Source organism: Thauera butanivorans NBRC 103042, from assembly GCF_001591165.1.
GTDB lineage: Bacteria > Pseudomonadota > Gammaproteobacteria > Burkholderiales > Rhodocyclaceae > Thauera > Thauera butanivorans.
Window position 1 is genome coordinate 76,166 of the sequence record NZ_BCUG01000015.1, and the last position, 14,107, is coordinate 90,272.

Below are 14,107 nucleotides of genomic sequence, written 5' to 3' on the forward strand. Positions count from 1 at the left end.
CCGCCCGCCCGGCTTCACTGGCGGGCGGTTTTTTCATTTTCCGAGGAATTCCCGCGATGATGCTGCATGTTCCCGAAGTCCTGACGCCCGGCGAACTCGACGAGTGCAGGCAACTGCTGGCGACGGCGGATTGGGCGGACGGCCTGGCCACCGCCGGCGCACAGGCGGCCCAGGTCAAGCGCAACCGGCAGCTGCCCGAGCATGCGCCGGCGCTCGGCCGCCTGCGCAGCATCGTCACCGCCGCGCTGATGCGCAACCCGTTGTTCGTCTCCGCCGCGCTGCCGCGCCAGCTGCTGCCGCCCTTCTTCAACCGCTACGAAGGCGGCGAGCACTTCGGCAACCATGTCGACAACGCCATCCGCCAGGCGCCGGGCAGCGGCCAGATCGTGCGTACCGACGTGTCGGCGACGCTGTTCTTCGCCGCACCCGACGAATACACAGGCGGCGACCTGGTGGTCGAGGACACCTATGGCACCCACCGCGCCCGGCTGCCGGCCGGCGACATGATCCTCTACCCCTCGACCAGCCTGCACCGGGTCGAGCCCGTCACCGCGGGCGTGCGCGTCTGCTCCTTCCTGTGGACGCAGAGCATGGTGCGCGACGACTGGAAGCGGAATCTGCTGTTCGACCTCGACATGAACATCCAGCGCCTGCGCGCGCAGCTCGGCGAGACGCCCGAGACCGTGGCGCTGACCAGCCATTACCACAACCTGCTGCGCCTCTGGGTGGAAACATAACAAGTCCGATTCTCATTATTGGGTTATAGTCGCCGACTTGCTGATTCCTGAACGGTTTTCCGAGCCGATGCCCATGCGCCCGCAATCCCGTAAGCCCTGCCCGCAGCCTGACCGCCGCCCAGGCGAAACACCAGACGATCGTGGAGACCACCGATGAGCCGCGTCGTCTCCTCGCTGCCGGGGCGCATCCGCATCCGTGACAAGGCGCTGCGCAATCGTGCCCGTCTGTCCCGGATCGAAACCGAGCTGAAGCGCGTGGACGGCGTGGTCGTCGTCGAACCGAATGCCGCGGCCGGCAGCATCGTGCTGCACTATTCACCGGACAGGACCGATCCGATCCGGCTCGAGAACGACATCGATGCGCTGATCGATGCAGCGCTCGCGGTACCGCAGCGCCCCGCCGGCACGCGCTCGCTGCGGATGCAGGTGAACCGCTGCGCCAAGATCGGCATGATGGGCAGCCTCGCCACCTCGCTGGCGCTGGCCGCCGCCGGCAACAAGCGCTGGCATGCCGTCACCGGCGGCATGTTCGTCGCCTGCCTGGGCGTGCATCTCGGCGTGCATCGCCGCCACCTGCTGCGCTGACGCGCAGGCGGCGGCATTCAACAGCTACAGTCCGGCGCGGCCACGGCGTCGCCACCGCAAACGACACACTGCGCGGCAAGGCCGATCAAGCGCCTTGCCAACGCCACCGCCTGCGGCCGCGCGCTACCATCGTCGGGCAGGTAGATTTCCATGCAGAGGTAGAGAAAGGCCGGGTTATGCCAGATCCGTTCCGGGATCACGGTACGGGTAGGCACGGCGTCCGACGAGCCGAGCCGGATCACGCGCACGCCCGCCATCGGCACACCGGCGGCCACCGGAACACCTGCCGCCGGTGCGCCGGTCGATTCATGAAGCCGGGCTTGCAGCCGCTCGGCGAGCACCGCATCGCCGCACATGAGGTCGGCACAGGGGCCGTCGCGGTCGATGCCGGCATGCAGATCGACCAGCAGCCTGTGGCGGCCGAGCACATGGGGCAGCAGCTGCAGGTACAAGGCCTCGTGCGCCAGACCGTAGCGGAAGCACTGGTCCGGCCGCGGCCGGCGCCCCGACAACCCGTCGGGGATTTCCAGCACCTCGGCCTCGTCCGGCGCCAGCCCGGCCGCCACTTCGCGGCCGAAGACGAGTTCCTCGCGGTGGATGCCGATCACGACCAGCACCGGCGCCGCAGGCGCGACCACCACGATCCGCCCCTCAGCCGGGGCCGGGCTGACGCGCCCCGGACCGTCCGACGCCCGCCGCTTGCGTCGCCGCGGCGCCGGCCCACTCGTACAGCGCCACCGTCGCCGGGTCGCATTTGCAGCACGTCGAACCGCAGCCCGGTTCGCCATCGATCCTGCGCACGCGCCCCTTGCGCTCGAGCGTGTCCAGCATCGGCCCGAGCGCCTCGGGCGTGCTTTCCAGCGCGAGCGCCATGTCGGCCACGCTGGCCCGGCGCCGCTCGCGCAGATAGGTACTGAGTCGGGACAGCATCATCTCGGCCTCCTCAAACCTGTTGCGGCAGCGGTAGGCCGCCGTCCTCGCGCGCACCGTAGCGCCGCAGCGACCACAAGGCGAGCGCGAAGCAGGCGGCGATGCCGCCGATCCACGCCAGCGAGGCGCCCGGGTGCTGCGCCCAGGTCGCCGCCTGGTAATAGATCGTTGCCAGGCCGTAGCCCAGGCCCGTCGTCCAGGCCGCGACGAACACCGTCCAGCGCGCGCCCGATTCCTGGTAGATCGCCGCGATCGCCGCCGTGCAGGGGAAGTACAGCAGGATGAACAGCAGGTAGGCGAAGGCCCCGGCGGCGCCGTCGAAGCGGGCCGCCATCGCGCCGAAGGTGCCGGCCGACACGTCCTGGTCCACCGCCTCGGCCACCGCAGCCTCGTCGCTGAGGTCGCCGACATCCAGCCCCATCGGGTCGGCCCAGGAACCCAGCGCATCGGCCAGGTTCTCGGGAATGGTGGCGAAAGCCGCGGCGATGCTGGCGCCCAGGTCGAAAGGCTCCTCCTCGTCCGCATCTTCGCCGGCATCCTTGGCGGCAAGCGCCGAGTAGGCCGCGTCCAGCGTGCCCACCACCGCTTCCTTGGCCAGCACGCCGGTGAAGATGCCGACCGCGGCCGGCCAGTTCTCCTCGGTCAGGCCCATCGGCGCGAACGCCGGCGTGATGTTGCGCCCGACCGCGGCCAGCACCGAGGCATCGCTGTCCTCGTTGCCGTAGCTGCCGTCGGTGCCGACCGCGTTGAGCACGTTCAGCACCAGCACCATCGGCACGATCACCCGCCCGGCGCGCACGACGAAGCCCATCAGCCGCTCCCAGGCATGGATCAGCACGCCGCGGACGGTCGGCAGGTGGTAGGGCGGCAGTTCCATGATGAAAGGCGTCGGTTCGCCCTTCAGCAGCGTGTGGCGCAGCACCAGCCCGGTCAGCACCGCCACCGCGATGCCGACGATGTACAGCCCGAACACCACGTTCTGCGCACCCTGAGGGAAGAAGGCGGCGGCGAACAGCACATACACCGGCAGGCGCGCGCCGCAGGACATGAAGGGCGCCATCGCGATCGTCATCAGCCGGTCGCGGCGGTGCTCCAGCGTGCGCGTCGCCATGATCGCCGGCACGTTGCAGCCGAAACCGACGATCAGCGGCACGAAGGATTTGCCCGGCAGCCCGACCCAGCGCATGAAGCGGTCCATGACGAAGGCCGCGCGCGCCATGTAGCCGGAATCCTCCAGCACCGACAGGAACAGGAACAGGAAGCCGATGATCGGGATGAAGGTGGCGACGACCTGGATGCCGCCGCCGATGCCCTGCGCCAGCAGCACGGTCAGCCACTGCGGCACGCCGAGGCCGTCCAGCAGCTCGGACAGGCCGTCGACCAGCAGCGCGCCGGTGAACTGGTCGAAGAAGTCGATGAAGGCACCGCCGATGTTGATCGTGAACAGGAACATCAGGTACATCATCAGCAGGAAGATCGGCACGCCGAGCGCGCGGTTCAGCACGATGCGGTCGATACGGTCGGTGAGGTCGCGACCGACCCGGCCGCTGACCGTCAGCGTTTCGCCGGCGATCCGGTTGGCGAGGCCGTAGCGCGCATCCGCCACCATGATGTCGAGGTCTTCGCCCAGGTCGCCGCCCAGCCGCCCGGCTTCGGCAGCCAGCTCCTTGCCCGCCGCCGTGCGCGCCAGATCGTCGCCTTCGAGCAGCCGTACCGCCAGCCAGCGCGGCGAGGTGCCCGCGGCCTGTGCCGCCGCTTCGAGTTTCGGCGCCAGCGCGGCGATGGCCTGCTCCAGTTCGGGTTGATAGTCCACTTTCGCGCTCGCCGGCCGGCGGGCCTTCACCGCATTGCGGATCGCCGTCTTCAGCGCATCCACGCCCTCGCCTTCGGAAGCGACCACCGGCACCACCGGGCAGCCCAGGCGGCGCGACAGCGCTTCGGCATCGATGCGCAGCCCCTTGTCGCGAGCGACATCGACCATGTTGAGCACCACCAGCAACGGCACCCGCATTTCGGCGAGCTGGGTGCTCAGGTAGAGGTTGCGCTCGAGGTTGGACGCATCGACGATGTTGATGACCAGTTCCGCCTCGCCGCCATGGACGTAGTCGCGCGCCACGCTCTCGTCGAGCGAGACTTCGCGGTCGACGACGTCCAGCGAATAGGTGCCGGGCAGATCGACGACCTCGAAGTGCAGGCCGTCGTGGCGGTATTCGCCGCTTTTCTTCTCGACCGTCACGCCGGGCCAGTTGCCGACACGCTGGCGCGAGCCGGTCAGCGCGTTGAACAGCGTGGTCTTGCCGCAGTTCGGATTGCCCACCAGGGCGATGACATGTTCGTTTTTCATCACAGCCTCTCCACCATCAACGCGTCCGCCTCGCCCTTGCGCAGGGTCAGGGCGAAGCCGCGCACCCGGATCTCGACCGGATCGCCCATCGGCGCGACCCGCACCACCTGCAGCTCCGCCCCCGGCGTCAGGCCCATCGACAGCAGCTTGCGGCGATAGGGGCTGCCCGCCTCGGCAAAACCGGACACCTTGGCGCGGTCGCCCACCGCGAGTTGTTTGAGCATCATCTGATTCACTCCAATCGAATCTGCGCAGCGCGCTTCATACTGATTTGCATTCAAAACGACGAATACCTTGCCTGGCCTCACGGCGCCGGGCACTGCCCTCGACTTATTTCGTCATCACGTCGGCTCCGGACCGCTATCGGTCCTCGATCCGCGCCACCAGAATCTTGTGTGCCATGCCGCCGCCGAGCGCGAAGCGCGTCTCGCCGCGGCCGACGACCAGCCCGCTGCCCTGGCGCTGGCGCACGACCAGCTCGCTGCCGACGTTCAGGCCCAGCTCGGCCACGCGCAGCGCCATCGACGAACCGCCCAGGATGCCGACCACCCGGACGGGCTCGCCTTCGCTCGCCATCGCCAGCGGAAAGGCGCGGGAACGGTCGGGGCCATTCATGCCGGCACCTTTCTTTCGCGCGGCAGTGCCTTGCCCGTGCGGCGGCCGCGCGGCAGGCCGGCACCGGCCAATGCGCGCAGCAGGATGGCGATGGTGCTGCCGTTGTGCAGCGCCGAGGCCGCCACCGGCGTCAGCCAGCCGAAAGCGGCGGCCGACAGGATCGACGTGTTGAGGCCGACGGTGAGCTTGAAATTGCTGTCGATCAGCCTTTGGGTGGCGATCGACAGCGCCTTCGCGTCCGCCACCCGCGCGATGTCGTCCTCGAGCAGCGCGACGTCGGACGCCAGGCGGGCGACGTCGGCGCCGTTGTGCATCGAGATGCCGACGTGCGCACCGCTCAGCGCCGGCGCATCGTTGACGCCGTCGCCGACGAAGGCGATGCGCGCGCCCCGGGCTGCCAGCTCCTGCAGGATGCGGGCCTTGTCCTCGGGCATCAGCCCGGCGTGGAATTCGTCCAGCCCCAGTTCGCCGGCCATCGCCCGGGCGCGCTCGGGATGGTCGCCGGTGAGCATCAGCACCCGCTTCACGCCCAAGCGCCGCAGCCGCCGGACGGTGGCGGCGCTGTTGGCGCGCAGGCTGTCGCGCAAGGCGATGACGCCGAGCAGTTCGCCGCCGAAACCGATGTAGAGCAGGGTCTTGCCGTCCAAGTGCAGGCGCTCGATGGTGTCGCGATGCGCCTGCGTGCCGATGCCTTCGTCGTCCTCGACGAAATGGCGCGAGCCGACGACGATGCGCCGCCCGTCGATGATGCTGGCCACGCCGTGGGCGACGATGAACTCGACCTCCTTGTGATCGAAGTGCTGCGGATGATCCAGCCGGCGCGAAGCCTCGACCACCGCCAGCGCGAGCGGATGGAAGTAGTGCTCTTCCACCGACGCCGCCAGGTTGATGAGGTCTTCGGGCGAATAGCCCGGCTTGAAGGCGACCGAGTCGGTCACTTCGAGCTTGCCGGTGCTCAGCGTGCCGGTCTTGTCGAAGACGAAAGTGTCGGCCTCGGCCAAGCGTTCGAGCGCCTTCGCGCCCTTGACCAGCATGCCCGACTTGCCGGCCTCGTACATCGCGGCCTTGAAGGCGACCGGCGTCGACAGCTTCAGCGCGCAGGAATAGTCGGCCTGCAGCACCGCCGCCACCCGCTGCCAGTCGCCCGACACCAGCCAGGTAGCGCCGGCCAGGCCGAGCACCATCGGCACCAGGCGGTCGGCCATGCGCGAGGCTTCGAGCTGGGTGGCGCTCTTGGCCGCCAGCGAATGCTCGACGAAATCCGCGATCCGCGCCGCCGCGGCCTGGGCTCCGACCCGTTCGGCATAGATGCGCAGGCGGCCTTCCTCGACCAGCGTGCCCGACAGCACCGTGTCGCCGCGGCGGCGCGCGACCGGCACGCTTTCGCCGGTCATCGTCGCCTCGTTGACCATCGCCTCGCCGCCCAGCACCGTGCCATCGACCGGAATCACCCGCCCGGTGGCGGCGATGACGGTATCGCCCACCCGCACTTCGGCGGCGTCGAGCTGCTTCTCCACGCCGTCGCGCTCGACCCAGACCTCGCCCACGTCCGGCTTCAGCAGATGCTTGAGCAACTCGTCGGAGCGGCGCTCGATCGAGGCTTCCAGGTACTCGCCCAGCGCGAGCAGGAAGGAGGTCATGTTCGCCGCGAAATAGTCCTTGCGCCCGATCGAGATCGCCACCGCCATCGCTTCGAGCACGTGCGAAGTCACGCCCTTTTCGAGGAAGTCGTCGACCGCCTCGCCGAGCAGCGGGATCGCCGTGCCCACCGCCACCGGTGCCTGCAGCCCCGGCTGCAGCGAGCGGGTGGCGAGCAGCGTGGCCGCGCTCAGCGCCACCGGCGCGGCGCTGGGTTCGTCGCCCTGCGCATGGCGCCGCAGCGGCGCCATGCGCAGGATGTCGAGCGCGATGCGGTCGGCCGTAGTGGCGGCCGGATCGAACTCGACCACCAGCGAACGGGCGGCCGGATTGACCCGCGCCTTGCTGACGCCGGCGATGGCCTCCACCGCCCGCACGATCGCGCGCGCTTCCAGCGGCGCCCCTTTGCGGCAGGTGTAGCGCCAGCGCGCCCGGCCACGCGTGGCGTGGACCGGTTCGAGCGCGGACATCCAGCCTGCATCCATCATGCGTCTCCGTGGCGCTCCGCTTCGACTTCGGCGCGGATGTCGGCCATCTGCTCCTTCATCTCCTCGAAGCCGCCGGCCACGCCGGAATACAGCTTCATCGCCGACTTCACGATCTTGCCGCGCAGTTCCTCGTCGCTCAGCACCCAGGCCGCGGCCGCGCCGATCAGCGCGCCGAGCAGGAACTGCTCGGTATTGCCGGTACGCAGGAAGGCCGGCATGTTCTGCAGGAAACCGCCATCGGCAGCCGCCTGCTGGGGCAGCGGGCCCATGCCTTGGGCGAAACCCTGGGCGAAGCCGGCTTCCATGCCGCCCGGCAGGCCGCTCGCCATGCCGTACTGCCCCCAGGACGGTGCTCCGTACTGCTGGCCATATTGACCGTACTGAGGACCATGCTGGCCATTCGGGCCGTACTGCGCATTGGGCGGCTGGCCGTACTGGCCCGGCCAGGCGTCGTTCTGCATCGCCTTCCTGCCGCGGCAGTGCTTGTTCTTCTTAGCCATCTTGCTTCTCCTGTTCGGCCTGCGCGCCGTCGCGCAGCAATCGTTCGATGATCAGCACGCCAGCCGCACCGACCGCGGCGGCGGCCAGCGCGCCGGTGTAATTCCGTTGACGGACCGCGGCTGCGGCCCGGGTGCCGGCAGCCAGTGCAGTGCCGCCCTGCAGCGCATGGCGCAGCACCCGCTTCAGTTCGGCCGGCGAGGGCGACGAAAGCTGCGCAGGGCGGTCCTGGAAGGCCGACAGGCAGCCCCCGGCAACGAAACCCTGCACGAAGGTCGCCCCGCTGGCGCGAAGCGGCACGCCAATCGGCACCACGCCATAGGGCATGATCGCGTTTCTCATGATCCGGCGTCCTCCCCGGCTGCGCCGGGCTCGGCTTCAGCGCGTGCTGCGGGAGTGGCCTTTGCCTTCTTCGGCTTGGCCGCAGCGCGCGGCACACGCTTCCTGCGCGCCGGGGCCGGCTTCCCGGCCTGCTCCGATGCAGCATCGGCTGCTGCCACCGCAGGGGCTGCCCCGGCATCGGCTGCCGCAACTTCTTCATCTGCTACCGCTTCTTCGGCGGTCAGGCGCTTGCGCGCACGCGCCGAGGCATTCTCGATCGCTTCCAGGCTGGACACTGCGGCGCCACGCAGCGTGTCCTGTGCCTTTTCCATGCCGGCACGGGCCTTCTCCACGCCGGCCTCGACGCCCGCCTTGGTCTTGTCGGTCCTGATCAGGCGGAGGGCAACTGCACCGGTCAGCACGCCGGCGACGAAAGGTAATAGCGGGAACATGTCAGTCCTCCTTGCGATGACGGCCGGTCCTGGTCTTCCACAGATAGACTCCTGCGCCCCCCGTCACCATGCCGGCCAGCATGGCGGGGTGCGCATTGCGCAGAAGCGGACTGAAGATGCCGAGCGGCCCGGCATAAGGCCCGAGCTGCGAGAAGGCACGTTCGAGAAAATCGGACAGCGGGCCGTGGCGCACATAGGCCTGCTGCGGCGAGATGCCGTGCGCGGCGTGGTAGCTTTCCTGCGTCTGCGCCGCGACCGCGGCCTGGCGGAAGACGGGCAGATGATGCTGCAGCGCCGCTGCCTGCAGGTTCTGGAACACCCTGCGCACTTCCGGCTCGGCGACCTGGCTCAGCAGCCAGGCATACATCTGCACGTTGGCGATTTCGCCGGCGACGGCGCGCTGGCAGTTCGCCAGCCAGGTCGGCTCGACGGTGGATTCCCGCGGGAAGGGATCGAGCGGACGCGGAATGCCGAAGCGTTCGCACAAGCCCAGCAAGGCCGTCACATGCTGTTCTTCCGAGCGCAACACGTTGGAGAACGGCGCCCGCTCGCCGAAGGACTCGACCACGCGCGCATAGAAACTGCGGGCGGCATATTCGTCGTAGAGCGCGATCCTGACCGCCTGGTGTGCCACGGGGAACGGCGCCGCCGGGTCGATGCGCTGCGTGCGCAGGATCAGTTCGTCATAGTTTTGCATTGCCGGCCTCCAGATAGGCATCGTGCAATATGCGTTCGAGAATCGCCGCGGCCTCCGAGTCGACGCCGCCCAGCAGATCGACCCAGGCCCGCTCGGGAATCACTGCGGGGTCGTAATGCACGGTGCAGGATCGCGCCAGCAGATTGACCTGCACCGAAGCGACGCCGGGAATGCGGTCGAGCAGGGACTGGAATTCGCGCGCCTGCGCACGCGGCACGTCGATGGACACCGAGCGGCTCTCCAGCTTCAGCCGGATGCGCCCGCGAATGTGATGGGCGATACGCACATCACACAGAAAGACGCGCAACTCTTCGAACTCCGGCATTTCAATCTCCAGCCCTTCCATGTACTGCAGGCATCGCCACGCCAATGGGCCAAGGCCCCGCTTTCGTAATGAATCCACATGGAGGGTGTTGGCTGGCGAACTCGGCTGGCTACATGAACCCGATCCATTTGCAAAATCACTTTACGCCCCTTGCAGCGGGCAGCAATGACACACGTCAACTCCGCTCAAAACGGCTGGCCCGCGTTCAGAATTCCCACGCCACGCCGACATTGGCGATGTTGCGGTCATTGCCGCGCCCGACCGCGCCCGAAACCTTGACGCCATCGGCGATCCGGTAGCGCAGCCCGGCCTGGCGATCCGGGCCGGCATGCTCCTCGCCGAAAGTCTCGATCGTGAACCGCAGCCGCTCGCTGAGCGGGAAAGTCCGCGCCCCTCAGCCGCTGGCGTTCTGGCGCAGATCAAAGCCTCATGCGCCTTCCTCCATCGGTTCCTCGCAGCCCGTGCCGGCGTCCGGCCGCGGCCGCAGGAACACCGCGCCGAGGAAGACGGCGGCGAGGCCATAGCCCAGCGCCCAGGCGGCCACGCTCGCCGCCTGCAGCCCGGCCGCCGGCATCCCGGGCAGACCCGCCGCCGCACGCGCCAGCGCCGCCGTGCCGATCGCCAGTGCGGCGACCGGCACCCATGGCCGCATATCGAGCTCGTAGCCGGAGTGGGTGCGTCCGGCGATGCACAGCACGCCGAAGATCGACAGGCCCATCGCGCCGACCGTCAGCAGGTGCAGGCCGGCGCTGGGCGCCACCGCGACGCCGAGCAGGGACAGGCCGATCGACCCGTAGCCGAGCGCCATCATCCAGTACACCGCGTACAGCATGAAGGCCCAGCGCGTCAGCAGCGCGCGGCCGACGTGCCAGTCGTTGAGCAGGTTCAGCACCGCCGCGGCCGCGGCCAGCGCGATCCAGCCGGCGATCGGCGAACCCGGCAATGCGAACTCCGCCAGCGTGTGGGCGGCGATGCCGAACACGGCGAGATTGCGCCGCGGCGGCCGGGCACGGTAGGCGGGCAGTTCATCGTCGTCCTCGCCGGGGAAGCGCGGCCGTTCGCCGGCCATCGCATCGCCCTGCGCCGCCGCGCGGCGCAGGCGCTCGGCGTCCAGCGCGTCGTTGACGATGCGCATCGACACCCGGCTCATCGCAACGACGATCAGCACCATCATCACGCCGGCGCCGGCCAGCACCCAGCGCATCGGATACAGCCCGCGCAGCACGTCGGCGTGGAAGCCGCCGACCACCAGCCACATCGCCGCCAGCCCCCACAGGAAGGACAGGTGGCGCCGTTCCGGGTCGCGCCACAGGCGCGGCGCCACCAGCACGACGATCGCCGCCATGAAGCCGCTGTTGAGCAAGGCAGCGAGCACGGCCCCCCCTGCGCCCAGCACGCCGGACAGCCAGAACGCCAGACGCGCCGCCGCCCAGCACAGCAGCAGGGCGAGCGTCACCCGCCGCCCGAAAGCCGGCGTCGCGGTGAACTCGGGCACCGCAGTCAGCACGAAGCCGGCGACGGCGGCAAGGCCGAAGCCGAACATCAGTTCGTGCGCATGCCAGACGATCGGGCCGCCCGGCACCTCGGGCAGGCCGATGCCGGTGGCGAGAAAGCCCAGCCAGCCGAGCAGCAGCGCGACGCCATACAGCGCGGTGGCGAGGAAGAATGAACGGAAACTGCACAGGAACAGCGGTTTCGCCGCCAGCCGGTCGAAGCTCGTCATCGCGTCCTTCATCCTCCGCAGCGGCTGACGCTGCGCGCCAGCGCCGGATCGGGCGTCGCCACCAGGCGCAGCGCCGAAGCGTGAGAGCCGCCGGCCGGCATCCCGGTGACCGGCGTTTCTGCGGCCTGCTCACCCGCCGCCGGAGCGCCGGCCGCCACTGCCCCCGTCATCAGCGGCGGCATACCGAAAGCATCGCGCACCACTGCGTTCTGAAGCAGCTCCGCGGTGTGGCGATAAACCCATGCGTCGTCGCGCTGCGCCGCGGGCACGTCCAGTTCGAAGCGGCAGACGATGCGCCCGGGTGCCGGCGCCATCAGCAGGATCGCGTCCGACAGCCGCACCGCCTCCATCAGGTCGTGGGTGATCATCAGCACGCCCATCGCGCGCGCTGCCTGGTGGTCCAGCAGCAGGCGGTAGAGCTCTTCCTTCAGGCCCACGTCCAGTGCCGAGAACGGCTCGTCGAGCAGCAGCAGGTCGGGCGCCAGCACCAGCGCGCGCGCCAGCGCCACCCGGCTCTGCATGCCGCCGGAGAGCTGGTGCGGAAACTTGTCGAGGTCGCGCGGTGCAAGGCCGAGCCGCAGGCCGATGCCGCGCGCGCGGCGGTGGCGTTCGGCGCGCGCGAGGCCCGCCGCCTTGAGGCCGAGCGCGATGTTGTCGAGCGCGGTCTGCCACGGCAGCAGGCGCGGCTGCTGGAACATGAAGGCGGTGGTGTCGAAGCCGTTGCTGACCTGCCCTTCCTGCACCGTCAGCAACCCGGCGGCCAGATGCAGCAAGGTGGTCTTGCCGCAGCCCGAGGGGCCGACCAGCGCCGCCACTTCGCCCGCGGGCAGGCGAAAGCCGATGCCGGCCAGCACCTCGTCGCGGCCGAACGCATGGTTCAGGCCATCGACGCGCAGTTCGCGCGGGCGGGTATCCGTTGGACAGGACACGCTCATCTGCCCTGCTCCCGCCAGCGCTCCACTTCGCGCTTGATCGGCTCCAGCACCAGGTATTCGACCGCCAGCAGCAGGCCGACCACGGCGGCGATCCAGGCCATCGTCGCCGCGGTGTCCAGGTGCGAGCGCGACGCCGCCAGCGCCGCGCCGACGCCGTCCTGGGTCGCCAGCAGTTCGGCCATCACCACGACTTTCCACGAGGTGCCGAGCGCGGCGATCCAGGCCGGGAACAGGTAGGAGACGACGTGCGGCAGATAGACGTCGGTGAACATCATGCGGCGCGGCAGGCGGAAGGCCTCGGCCATGCCGCGCAACTGGTTGTCCAGCGTGCGCGTGCCCTGCAGCGCGCCGATGAAGATCACCGGAAAGGCGGCGACGAAGACGGTGAATACCGGCGTGCCGTCGCTGGCGCCGAACCACAGCATGGCCAGCACCAGCCAGGCGATCGGCGGCGTGCCCATCAGCACGGTGACGAGCGGGCGCGACATCATCGAGGCGGTCATCGACAGCCCCGCGAGCAGCCCGAGGAAGCTGCCCGCGACCAGCGACAAGGCATAGCCGCTCATCGCCCGGCGCGCGGTGGCGGCCAGTTCCGGCCAGGCCGCGCCGCTTTCGATCAGGCCCAGCAGCGTGCCGAAGGCCGAACGCGGGTCCGGCATCACCAGCGGGCCGTAGATCAGGCTGACCGCCTCCCAGGCCGCGAACAGCAGCAGCAAGCTGGCGATCGCGCCCCAGCCGCTCCACAGGTAGGCGGGCAGTCCGGCCGCCCAGGCACGCAGCAGCCTCATTGCGCGGCGGCGGCTCCGCCGTAGAAGCCGTCGTCGGGCAGCTTGCCGCCGACCAGCGCCGGATTCTTGCGCAGCAAGTGGCCGAACATGAACTCGAGCTCGGCACGCGCCTCGGCGACCGGCACCGCCTCGAGCTGGCTGACGGCGATCGAGTCGGCCACCGCTTCCGGGCTCAGCATGTCGATGCGAGCGGCCACCGCCCTGCCACAGGACTCGGCGTTGGCGCGGCACCAGGCGAGCGAGCGGGCGTATTCGGCTTCGATGCGGGCGATCACGTCCGGGCGCTCGCGCAAAGCGCCCATCACCGCGATGCCGGCCTGCGGAATGCGGGCCGGGCGTTCGAACACCCGCCCCCATTCCTGCTGCAGATCGACGCTGCGGTGCAGCTCGGGCGCGACCATGCTGAGCGGGAAGGAGCCGGTCTTGCGCAAGGCCATCGACACCGCCGGCTCGGCCAGCAGCGCATGGTCTACGCGGCGCATCACCAGCAGTTGCATCGCATCGATCGGGCTGGCGACGTAGCGCAGGCTCAGGTCCTTGCGCACGTCCAGGCCCTGCTGCTCGGCCAGCAGCTGGAACACGATGTCAGGCATGTCGCCGCGGAAAGGCATCGCCAGCTCCTTGCCGCGCAGGTCGGCGAGCGACTTCAGCGCCGGATCGCGCGACACCAGCCACAGCACGCCCCAGGTCGACACGTTGAGCATGCGCAGCCTGGCACCACGGTTGTAGAGGTTGGCGGCGACGTTGCTCGGCATCGCCAGCACGTCGGCGCGGCCGTCGAGCGCCATCACGCGCAACTGGTCGGGGTCGCGCCAGGGCACGAACTCGACCACGTCGGCGAGGTCGGCCAGGGCGCCGGAGTCGACCATGTGGATCAGCGGGTTCGACACCGCCGCCGAGGGGCCGGCGAGCGTCAGCTTGGGCAGCTTTTGCGCGCTGGCGGTGCCGGTCACGGCCAGGAATGCGAGCACCACGCAGATGTGCAGCAGGATCCGGCTCCAGCCGGGCAGACGGGGGCGTGGTGCTTGCAT

General features: G+C 69.6%; 17 protein-coding genes. 2 read left to right on the plus strand and 15 right to left on the minus strand.

The features are described 5' to 3' along the window. Positions 1–56 precede the first annotated feature (56 nt). A complete protein-coding gene (locus TBU01S_RS07025; protein ID WP_068635925.1) occupies positions 57–737 on the plus strand; it encodes a Fe2+-dependent dioxygenase in 681 nt (226 codons plus the stop codon). Positions 738–890: 153 nt separating this feature from the next. Beyond that, a complete protein-coding gene (locus TBU01S_RS07030) occupies positions 891–1,322 on the plus strand; it encodes an HMA2 domain-containing protein (protein ID WP_068635926.1) in 432 nt (143 codons plus the stop codon). 17 nt (positions 1,323–1,339) lie between these two features. Here the strand turns inward: TBU01S_RS07030 and TBU01S_RS07035 are convergent, their stop codons facing one another. The 15 genes from TBU01S_RS07035 to TBU01S_RS07105 form a co-directional block, all read right to left on the minus strand. Further along, positions 1,340–1,963: a hypothetical protein gene (locus tag TBU01S_RS07035; RefSeq protein WP_245650868.1), complete on the minus strand. Its 624-nt coding sequence runs from the start codon at positions 1,961–1,963 to the stop codon at positions 1,340–1,342. A gap of 10 nt (positions 1,964–1,973) precedes the next feature. Further along, positions 1,974–2,255 (minus strand): FeoC-like transcriptional regulator, encoded by a 282-nt coding sequence (locus TBU01S_RS07040; RefSeq protein ID WP_068635927.1) that lies wholly within the window; start codon positions 2,253–2,255, stop codon positions 1,974–1,976. Between the two features lie 10 nt (positions 2,256–2,265). Further along, positions 2,266–4,596 (minus strand): Fe(2+) transporter permease subunit FeoB, encoded by a 2,331-nt coding sequence (feoB, locus tag TBU01S_RS07045; RefSeq protein ID WP_068635928.1) that lies wholly within the window; start codon positions 4,594–4,596, stop codon positions 2,266–2,268. Next, complete coding sequence (locus TBU01S_RS07050; RefSeq protein ID WP_068635929.1) at positions 4,596–4,823, minus strand: FeoA family protein; 228 nt, start codon at positions 4,821–4,823, stop codon at positions 4,596–4,598. Before TBU01S_RS07050 ends, feoB begins: the two co-directional genes overlap by 1 nt. A gap of 133 nt (positions 4,824–4,956) precedes the next feature. Continuing rightward, the gene (locus TBU01S_RS07055; protein ID WP_068635930.1) at positions 4,957–5,211 is read right to left on the minus strand and encodes a FeoA family protein; all 255 of its coding nucleotides are present in this window, start codon (positions 5,209–5,211) and stop codon (positions 4,957–4,959) included. After that, positions 5,208–7,337 (minus strand): heavy metal translocating P-type ATPase, encoded by a 2,130-nt coding sequence (locus TBU01S_RS07060; protein ID WP_217999580.1) that lies wholly within the window; start codon positions 7,335–7,337, stop codon positions 5,208–5,210. Before TBU01S_RS07060 ends, TBU01S_RS07055 begins: the two co-directional genes overlap by 4 nt. Further along, positions 7,334–7,837 (minus strand): hypothetical protein, encoded by a 504-nt coding sequence (locus TBU01S_RS07065; protein WP_083953506.1) that lies wholly within the window; start codon positions 7,835–7,837, stop codon positions 7,334–7,336. The genes TBU01S_RS07060 and TBU01S_RS07065 overlap by 4 nt, the downstream gene beginning before the upstream one ends. Continuing rightward, complete coding sequence (locus TBU01S_RS07070) at positions 7,830–8,177, minus strand: hypothetical protein (RefSeq protein WP_174524514.1); 348 nt, start codon at positions 8,175–8,177, stop codon at positions 7,830–7,832. The genes TBU01S_RS07065 and TBU01S_RS07070 overlap by 8 nt, the downstream gene beginning before the upstream one ends. Further along, complete coding sequence (locus tag TBU01S_RS07075; protein WP_068635933.1) at positions 8,174–8,608, minus strand: hypothetical protein; 435 nt, start codon at positions 8,606–8,608, stop codon at positions 8,174–8,176. The genes TBU01S_RS07070 and TBU01S_RS07075 overlap by 4 nt, the downstream gene beginning before the upstream one ends. A 1-nt stretch (position 8,609) precedes the next feature. Next, positions 8,610–9,305, minus strand: coding sequence for a ferritin-like domain-containing protein (locus tag TBU01S_RS07080; protein ID WP_068635934.1), 696 nt, complete (start codon positions 9,303–9,305; stop codon positions 8,610–8,612). Beyond that, a complete protein-coding gene (locus TBU01S_RS07085; RefSeq protein ID WP_068635935.1) occupies positions 9,292–9,630 on the minus strand; it encodes a cation transporter in 339 nt (112 codons plus the stop codon). Before TBU01S_RS07085 ends, TBU01S_RS07080 begins: the two co-directional genes overlap by 14 nt. Positions 9,631–10,057: 427 nt before the next feature. After that, the gene (locus tag TBU01S_RS07090; RefSeq protein ID WP_068635983.1) at positions 10,058–11,353 is read right to left on the minus strand and encodes an NnrS family protein; all 1,296 of its coding nucleotides are present in this window, start codon (positions 11,351–11,353) and stop codon (positions 10,058–10,060) included. Positions 11,354–11,361: 8 nt separating this feature from the next. Continuing rightward, positions 11,362–12,288, minus strand: coding sequence for an ABC transporter ATP-binding protein (locus tag TBU01S_RS07095; protein ID WP_068635936.1), 927 nt, complete (start codon positions 12,286–12,288; stop codon positions 11,362–11,364). Next, positions 12,285–13,076, minus strand: a complete 792-nt coding sequence (locus tag TBU01S_RS07100; protein ID WP_068635937.1) for an ABC transporter permease — start codon at positions 13,074–13,076, stop codon at positions 12,285–12,287. Before TBU01S_RS07100 ends, TBU01S_RS07095 begins: the two co-directional genes overlap by 4 nt. Beyond that, entirely contained in the window at positions 13,073–14,107 is a 1,035-nt protein-coding gene (locus tag TBU01S_RS07105; protein WP_068635938.1) for an ABC transporter substrate-binding protein, read from the minus strand. The genes TBU01S_RS07100 and TBU01S_RS07105 overlap by 4 nt, the downstream gene beginning before the upstream one ends.

What these genes read in the sequence shown, in the direction of transcription:
- TBU01S_RS07025 (WP_068635925.1), top strand. Translation starts at nt 57, where the DNA reads ATGATGCTGCATGTTCCCGAAGTCCTGACGCCCGGCGAACTCGACGAG.
- TBU01S_RS07030 (WP_068635926.1), top strand. Translation starts at nt 891, where the DNA reads ATGAGCCGCGTCGTCTCCTCGCTGCCGGGGCGCATCCGCATCCGTGAC.
- TBU01S_RS07040 (WP_068635927.1), bottom strand. Translation starts at nt 2,255, where the DNA reads ATGATGCTGTCCCGACTCAGTACCTATCTGCGCGAGCGGCGCCGGGCC.
- feoB (WP_068635928.1), bottom strand. Translation starts at nt 4,596, where the DNA reads ATGAAAAACGAACATGTCATCGCCCTGGTGGGCAATCCGAACTGCGGC.
- TBU01S_RS07050 (WP_068635929.1), bottom strand. Translation starts at nt 4,823, where the DNA reads ATGATGCTCAAACAACTCGCGGTGGGCGACCGCGCCAAGGTGTCCGGT.
- TBU01S_RS07055 (WP_068635930.1), bottom strand. Translation starts at nt 5,211, where the DNA reads ATGAATGGCCCCGACCGTTCCCGCGCCTTTCCGCTGGCGATGGCGAGC.
- TBU01S_RS07060 (WP_217999580.1), bottom strand. Translation starts at nt 7,337, where the DNA reads ATGATGGATGCAGGCTGGATGTCCGCGCTCGAACCGGTCCACGCCACG.
- TBU01S_RS07065 (WP_083953506.1), bottom strand. Translation starts at nt 7,837, where the DNA reads ATGGCTAAGAAGAACAAGCACTGCCGCGGCAGGAAGGCGATGCAGAAC.
- TBU01S_RS07070 (WP_174524514.1), bottom strand. Translation starts at nt 8,177, where the DNA reads ATGAGAAACGCGATCATGCCCTATGGCGTGGTGCCGATTGGCGTGCCG.
- TBU01S_RS07075 (WP_068635933.1), bottom strand. Translation starts at nt 8,608, where the DNA reads ATGTTCCCGCTATTACCTTTCGTCGCCGGCGTGCTGACCGGTGCAGTT.
- TBU01S_RS07080 (WP_068635934.1), bottom strand. Translation starts at nt 9,305, where the DNA reads ATGCAAAACTATGACGAACTGATCCTGCGCACGCAGCGCATCGACCCG.
- TBU01S_RS07085 (WP_068635935.1), bottom strand. Translation starts at nt 9,630, where the DNA reads ATGCCGGAGTTCGAAGAGTTGCGCGTCTTTCTGTGTGATGTGCGTATC.
- TBU01S_RS07090 (WP_068635983.1), bottom strand. Translation starts at nt 11,353, where the DNA reads ATGACGAGCTTCGACCGGCTGGCGGCGAAACCGCTGTTCCTGTGCAGT.
- TBU01S_RS07095 (WP_068635936.1), bottom strand. Translation starts at nt 12,288, where the DNA reads ATGAGCGTGTCCTGTCCAACGGATACCCGCCCGCGCGAACTGCGCGTC.
- TBU01S_RS07100 (WP_068635937.1), bottom strand. Translation starts at nt 13,076, where the DNA reads ATGAGGCTGCTGCGTGCCTGGGCGGCCGGACTGCCCGCCTACCTGTGG.
- TBU01S_RS07105 (WP_068635938.1), bottom strand. Translation starts at nt 14,107, where the DNA reads ATGCAAGCACCACGCCCCCGTCTGCCCGGCTGGAGCCGGATCCTGCTG.